Raw genomic sequence first — 7,537 nt, 5'->3', positions numbered from 1 at the left:
CCTTCAGCAGAACTGCGCAGGCAGGCCTCCGCGAGCTGAACGTCGCGGATTCCGGCGGCGAGGTCGGCGCGAAAGGGCTCATCGGCAACAACGTGGCGGATAAAACCCTCCCACCCGAAGCGATAGGGATTCTTGTAGGGCGCCACGTCCGGCACTTCCTGCCAGGGTTCGTGATAATCCACCGCAACGTCCATGGTGTCGGCGTCACGGCCCATGGCGAAACCGCGGACCGTCGGCGTATCGCTCGCCGCCTGTGCCCAGCACCGGCGGAGGCCCGAAACGGCCGAGCCACCGATCCCGTCAATTTGGAAGGTGACGAGGTCATCGCGCCGCACCCTTGTTGACCAGGAGCTGAGGATCGTTCCACGCGCACCATTCTCCATCTCAAGCAGCGTGTGAGTATTGTCCTCGACATCTACGTCAAAGCGCTCACCGGCCTCATCGGCGCGTTCGGTCTGCCCGGTCCACGACATGGCGGCAACCCGCTTTATCGGCCCCAGGATGCCCTCGATGACGTAGCGCCAATGCGGGTACATGTCCAAGATCAGCCCGCCGCCACGGGTCTTTTGATAGTTCCAGCTTGGCCGTTGCGACTTGGCCTTGATGCCATCGAAGACCCACCAGCCAAATTCAATGTGGAACCCGATGATGCGGCCGAAGAAACCGCTATCCACAAGCTGGTGGAGTTTTCGGAATCCCGGCAGAAACAGCTTGTCCTCGACCGCACCGTGCTTCAGGCCCTTGGCCTCGACAGCGCGCAGCAGGCCCAGTCCGTCCTCCACCGAGGGGGCAACTGGTTTTTCTGTATAGATATGCTTGCCGGCAGCAATTGCCCGCTTCAGCAGGTCCGGCCGCAGGTGGGTGACCGCCGCATCGAAGAAGACAGGATAGCCGGGGTTTTTCAACGCGGCATCCAGATCCGTTGACCATTCGAGGCCGCCATTTTCCGCCGCGACTTGCGCCAGACGCTCCGCGTTGCGGCCGACCAGAAGCAGTTTCGGCATAATTTTGTCATTGCCGACGGCAACCCCGCCTTCGGCACGGATCGGAGCCAGGGAATTACGCAGATGCTGGATGGAGCAGATGCCGCCCGTTGCGCCATTCAAAATGATGCCAAGTTCCCGCTTTGCCATGTATCAGTCCTTTATTTTGCAGGGGATCAAATTTTTGCGGAGCACAAGCTGTGAGCGCAGTCCCCTGCGAACCCTTCTCCCCAAATCCCATGTTTAACAGAGTTAAATACGGGAAATTAGAGAAAAAACAGAAAACTTTTTCGATTTTACGCTCCAAATCTGCCCGGTTTCCAGGGGATATCCATTTAATTCGACAGTTTTAAAGAATTCCGCCCAAAAAAGAAACAGGGAAATTGCTGTGCCTATTACATGGAAGAACACAAAATTCGCAATTCGCCATGCACAGGCTTAACAGGGCAGAATTATCGATCCAGTGACCTTTGTAAGTCCTTTATTTCACCTGAGATCGAATTTTTACGGAGCAAAGGCCTTTTGCTATAATGCCTCCATCCAAGGAACCGCATGGGAAATGTCGGCTTAAAACTGGATATATTGGTAAATAGGCCGGAATTTTGAAAAGGGAGAGCGTTGCCGCACAATTCCTGTGAATCCTCCCCTTCCTGAATAGGAGTCTCCATCATGCCAACCTTGAGCGTGAACGGCATCAATCTGCATTATCTGGTTCGCGGGGAAGGCCCTCCGATTATCCTTTCGCACGGATTCCAGAACTCCGGGTTTGCGTTTACACCCGTACTGGACCGTCTGGCGGAGCGGTTCCAAGTGTACGCCCTGGACAAGCGGGGCCACGGCGATTCGGACAAACCGCCCGGCCCATACCACATTCAGGATTTCGCGGACGATTTGCTCGGGTTTCTCGATGCGCTGGGGCTGGAGAAGGTGGACTTCCTCGGTCACAGCATGGGCGGTCGAACCGGGACCCTCTTCGCCATCGAGCATAGCGACCGGCTCCATCGGCTAATGCTTGTTTCCTCCTCGGCGGGAGCGCCCTCCGGCGCCTACCGGGAGCATTTTGAGGTGCTTCACCAGCTTTCCATCAAGGAGGGGATGGAGGCTGTCTTCAACCACAATGAATTTCGGAGGCTTCTGCCTCCAAAAATGCTCGAAGGGCCGCTCGCGGAAGAATATAAAACGCGGTTTTTGAAAAATACACCGGAGACCTATGCCGCGACGGCGAACGCACTGTTCACCATGCCGGACCTGACCGGGCGTCTTTCGGAAATCAGCGTACCCACCTGGATTTGCTACGGCGAAAATGACCCGGGGCCCCTGGATTTCAGCGATGTGTATCTGGAGCGCATCCCCAACTGCACGCGGACCATCCTTCCGGGCTCCGGCCATTTTCCGGTATGGGACGCGACAGAAGCCTTGATGGATGAACTCGATAAGTTTCTGGCAAAATTTCCCATCAGCTAGGAAATGCCATGTGCATGGCGAATTAGTAATTTACCATGCACAGGCGAGAACGACATCGCCTCGGCGCATCTGGCCGAGGCGATTCAGTACCGACAACTCGACAAGCCTGTGCATGGCGAATTGATAATTCTAGCCTGAATTCAGGTTTTTCGTCGCCTTGCCGTTGGCCTCCGCAAAAGCTACCTCCATGGACTGATCAAAACTCAAAAGGCTCTTATACAGGGAATTTTGGTTCGTTTGGGTTTTTGGACAGGACGGGATAACATATTTGGAATCGGTGGCGGACTATCTTCAGCATGAGAATACACGTTGAAGGGAAGCACGTACTCGGTATGTGCCTCCCTTTTTATTGCCGCCACGGTCAGGGGAGAAAATCATGAAGGCAAAGATAGGGGTCGAGGAACATTTCGCCATCGACGAGACGATCCAGGATTCTTCCCGGTTCCTGGGCGAGAGCATCTGGTCGGAATTGAAGAGCCGGCTTTTTGACATTCAGCAAAAGCGCATTGATTTCATGAACGAGTTCGGGGTCGAGATGATGATCCTGTCACTTAACGCACCCGCCGTCCAAGCCATACCGGACACCCAGCGCGCGATCGAAGTGGCCAGGAGATCCAACGATTTTCTCGCCGAAGAGGTCGCCAAGCGGCCCGACCGCTTCGCCGGTCTCGCCGCCCTTCCCTTGCAGGACCCGGAGGCCGCGGCCAGGGAACTGGAACGCTCCGTCAACGACCTCGGTTTCCGGGGAGCGCTGGTCAACGGATTTTCCCAGATCGGTGATAACAACAGCGCCGTCTATCTCGATCTCGAACAATATTGGCCGTTCTGGGAAGTCGTCGAAAGGCTCGGGGTTCCCTTCTACCTCCACCCCAGGGACCCGCTTCCCTCGATGGCGCAGATTTATGATGGCCATCCCTGGCTGATGGGTCCGACCTGGGCCTTCGGACAAGAAACAGCGGTCCACGCGCTGCGCCTCATGTGCTCGGGCCTGTTCGACGCCTATCCTAAACTTAAGATCATCCTCGGACATCTGGGAGAAGGCATCCCCTATAGCCTGTGGCGCATCGACAACCGCAACGGCTGGACCAAGCGGCCTCCCCGCTATCCCGCCAAGCGGAACATCGCCGAATATTTCAGCGAGAATTTCTACCTCACCACGTCGGGCAATTTCCGCACCCAGACCATGATCGACGCGATCTTGGAAATTGGCGCCGACCGCATTCTTTTTGCCATCGATTATCCGTTCGAGGGTGTGGGTGACGCGGCGCTTTGGTTCGACGATGCCACCATAAGCGAGGCCGACCGCGTGAAAATCGGGCGCACCAACGCGCTCAAGCTGTTCAAGTTGGCAGAAGATTGAGCGTATCTCAACTGACCACGACCTTGCGGCAGACATGCCAGGTCGAATGCCCGCTAGATATGATTACGATGAAACACAAGATTATTGAGAAATATGGGGAAATTCAAGGGATCTAGGATTCAGATGAATTTTTGGACAGGACGGGGTCCGCGCTGCTCAAGTACAAATCTCCGAGTTGAGTGATGCGCTTTCGGTGAAATCGTTCTGAAGCGTCAAATTGAACTGCGGGCAACCCTAAACCACGAAATGCTCTCGCTTCGCCGCTCCGAGATGCTCCATCCCAGTCTCGGTGACAAGAACAGTATATTCCGCGTGCACTCCGCCCTCGCCAAATTTTCCCGAAGGCAGTTCGACTGAGAGCACGGCTCCCGCCGGAAAAGGGATATCCGACGACTCGGGAAGAAACGGATCGCTCAGCGGGGTTGGCTCGCTGAGCGTATAGGGAAGCTCTCGGGCTTCGATGCCTATCGTATGGCCGCAGAATGCGCCGTTGTAATTCGGTAATCCGGCCTTTTTCGCACCCGCCACGGCGGCGCGGAAAATCTCCGAGGGCTTGACCCCCGCCCTGATGGTTTCCAACGCTTCCGCCAGCCCTGCCTGGATGGCATTCCATTGCGCCTTGCGCTCCACTCCGGGCTCGCCAAACGAACCGCAACAACCCACATCGCCGCAGTAGTGCCCCAGCCGCATCCCGGCATCGAAAAAGAACCCATCTCCCGATTGAAACGGGCGATCAGAAGGCGGAAAAATCGAGGCCGAACGACGCCCGCCCCCGAGATGGAACCAACTCCACTTTCCGCCTCCCGCCGCAACAGTCCGATAGTAATGGCTGGCGATCTCGCGTTCCGTTTTCCCCACCATCAGCTCGGCATGAAAGGCAGAGACCGCCTCCTCATTCAGGGAAGCGGCCACCCGAATCCGCTCCACTTCCTCGGCAGTCTTCTGGAGACGTATCAGGCGGAACAAATTTGCACCATTTTGAAACGAAATGCCCGGCAATGCGGCTTCCAGGCTGGTCCGGGTGGCCGGCCGGATACCTTCGTTGTCGATGGCGATCTTGCCACTCGATATTCCCCGATCGCGCAACACCCGTACGAGCGCATCGACGGAATTCGCCTCCCTCGGAGCGTCGTCGGTGATAAGGCTCAGGTAATTCCGCTCTTCATCCGTCGCTCCCTGCTCACCCGGCTCAATGTTGAGTGCCGAGCGGAGACCGTATCCGCGGACGTCTTCTATCCATGATCCGGTAGCCGAGTAATAGGTTTCATCCTGGCGGGAAACGATAAGAGCAGGCGCCACGCCGCCGTCCCTGAAATAAAGCGCGAATGTTTCGGTTGTCGCATCGCCGTAAGTGTACTGCGCCCATCCCTGGAAACCCGAGAGATAAAGGACGTTATGGCGCGTTGTCGCCAGCAGGGCGTCAAGATCGTACTTGGCCATGAATTCCAAAGCGCGTTCTCGATTAAAGAGCATGCTCAACCTCACAGAATCCTGTGCATGGCGAATTCCGAATCAAGCGGCCGTGGGGATGTAAACCCGGCCTCTGCAATGTGACTTCCACGTAAAATTTCTCAATTCCACCCGGGTATGCGCGCCCTGCCAAAAGTTTTTTATAGAACATCCTCTCACTCAGCTTGGCCGGCTACTCCAGGATCGGCGGGCGCCGCTCGCCGAAGCGGGTGGCCTGCTCGAAGGCGTGGGCCAGTTGCAGAAGTTCGAAATCGTGGTTGTGGCGTCCCACGATTTGCAGCCCCACGGGAAGCCCTTCCGGCGTGAAGCCGCAGGGCACGGAAATGGCCGGGTTGCCCACCACGGTGATCACATGCCGCAGGGCGCCCCAGGCCACGTAGGTTGGCATGGGCACGCCGCTCACCTCGGTCACGGTGCGCTGCTCCACCGGGAAGGGCGGGATGGGGTTGGTGGGGAGCACCAGGTACTCGTAGGTTTCCATGAACTCCCGCACCCGGTGGAAAAGCTCCGTGCGCTTGGCCTCGGCGCGGGCCACGCTGGGGCCGTCCAGCTTGTGGCCCTCTTCCGTGTTCCAGATGATCGTGTCCTTGAGCAATTCCCTGTGGTGCTCGTACTCGTAGGCGCGGTCAATTGAGAACTTCCAGGCGCGCAGAGTGTGGAACACCTCTGTCGCCCCCCGCAGGTCCGGATGGGCCTCCTCCACAAGGCAGCCCAGGGTTTCGAAGACCCCCCGCTGGGCCTCGCAGGTCTCGGTAATTACAGGGTCCATGGGCAAGAAGCCCAGGTCGCGGCTCCAGGCGATGCGCACGCCGGCGAAATCCCGTTCCAGGGGCCGGGCGAAGATGCTGCCCGGCTGCTCGATGGAAATGGGCGCCCGCGCGTCCGGCCCGGCGATGGCGGAGAGGAAAAGCGCAATATCCCGCGCGTGGCGCGCCATGGGGCCCTGCACGGAGAGGCCCGACCAGCCGAGCTTGGCGGGCCAGAAGGGCACCCGCCCCGGCGAGGGACGCAGCCCCACCACGTTGCAGAACGCCGCCGGGTTGCGCAGGGAGCCGCCGAAATCGGTCCCGTCGGCCAGGGGCACCATGCCGCAGGCCAGCGCCACGGCGGAGCCGCCGCTGCTGCCTCCGCATGTTTTGCTGGTGTCGTAGGGGTTGAGCGTGGTGCCGAATACCTCGTTGAAGGTCTGCTCCCCCGCCCCAAACTCCGGCGTGTTGGTCTTGCCCACGATGATCGCCCCGGCGGCCCGCTCACGCTCCACGATGAGCGAGTCCACCTCCGGAACGTTGTCCTTGTAGATGGGCGAGGCGAAGGTGGTGCGCATGCCTTTGGTGAGGATCAGATCCTTCACCCCCAGGGGCAGGCCGTGCAGGGGCCCCGGCGCGGCTCCGCTCCCGGCGGCGAGCGCCCGGTCGGCGACGTCGGCCTGCTGAAGCGCGCCCTCGGCGTCCAGGGTCACGAGGGCATTAACCTTGGGGTTGATGCGCTCAATCTGGCCCAGATGCACCTCCATCACCTCCCGCGCGGAGACCGCTTTTTCGCGGATCATCCGCGCCAGATCCACCGCCGGCAGAAAACAGAGCTCCGTTGCATCCATTTCTTTTTTCCTCGCTCGGCTCGTTTTTCGGGGCTCCGCCTGTGCATGGCGAATTAATAATTTTAACCCAACTTTCGTTGCCTTGCTCTTCATGTCCAAAAATTCAACTGAAACCAAAACACCTGGAATTTTGCTAACATTCGTAACTCGCCATGGACATGCGCTCGCTGGCGAAAAGACACCGAAAAAAAGACTCCCTGGCTCAAAGGAGCCAGGGAGTCAATTTTCGGTGGTAGCGGGGGCGGGATTCGAACCCGCGACCTTTGGGTTATGAGTTGTGAACCATCCCTTGAAACCATTGAGTTTAGGTGTTCGTGGGTTGCAAAACACGGCAAAACGCGGCGGGAAATGCAACCTATACGCAACCAGTTGAAACCGTGTGGCACACCCCCCGGCGGGGCGCGAAGGCGAGTGTCGTGCCCCCCCCTGCCCCCATATATCCCTCTCCGTACATGGATTTGAGGACATGGGCGCATGGGGGTTTCCGAACAGGGGAGGCTGGTCACGGGGGGCAGGCCACCCCTTGGATTTCTTGGTAGCGGGGGCCCGATTCAAGACTTATTTAATATCCGTCCCGCTCGTGGAAAAAGTGGCCTGACAGGGCAAAATTGTCGATCCCTGCCCAAAACTCAAAAGGCTCTCACACACGTGATTTTGGGTTCG

Annotated in this window: 5 protein-coding genes; 2 read left to right on the top strand and 3 right to left on the bottom strand. The window is 58.3% G+C overall.

Annotation, left to right across the window (positions count from 1 at the left end; all coding sequences use genetic code 11):
- The coding region (locus tag O2807_09435) for a Gfo/Idh/MocA family oxidoreductase (GenBank protein ID MDA1000716.1) at positions 1 to 1,133 on the bottom strand (1,133 nt) is incomplete at its 3' end.
- Between the two features lie 519 nt (positions 1,134 to 1,652).
- Between O2807_09435 and O2807_09430 the strand changes: the two genes are divergently transcribed.
- The gene (locus O2807_09430) at positions 1,653 to 2,447 is read left to right on the top strand and encodes an alpha/beta fold hydrolase (GenBank protein ID MDA1000715.1); all 795 of its coding nucleotides are present in this window, start codon (positions 1,653 to 1,655) and stop codon (positions 2,445 to 2,447) included.
- 376 nt (positions 2,448 to 2,823) lie between these two features.
- Positions 2,824 to 3,807 carry an amidohydrolase family protein gene (locus O2807_09425; GenBank protein ID MDA1000714.1) on the top strand — a complete coding sequence of 328 codons (984 nt, stop codon included), beginning with the start codon at positions 2,824 to 2,826 and terminating at the stop codon, positions 3,805 to 3,807.
- A 234-nt stretch (positions 3,808 to 4,041) separates the two neighbouring features.
- Here the strand turns inward: O2807_09425 and O2807_09420 are convergent, their stop codons facing one another.
- A complete protein-coding gene (locus O2807_09420) occupies positions 4,042 to 5,280 on the bottom strand; it encodes a Xaa-Pro peptidase family protein (protein MDA1000713.1) in 1,239 nt (412 codons plus the stop codon).
- 169 nt (positions 5,281 to 5,449) lie between these two features.
- On the bottom strand, positions 5,450 to 6,874 hold the full coding sequence (locus O2807_09415; protein ID MDA1000712.1) for an amidase: 1,425 nt from the start codon (positions 6,872 to 6,874) through the stop codon (positions 5,450 to 5,452).
- Positions 6,875 to 7,537: the final 663 nt, after the last annotated feature.

It is taken from the genome of bacterium (genome assembly GCA_027622355.1).
Classification (GTDB): domain Bacteria; phylum UBA8248; class UBA8248; order UBA8248; family UBA8248; genus JAQBZT01.
Note: the sequence above shows the minus strand (reverse complement) of the source record. Positions and strands in the feature narration are given on the sequence as shown.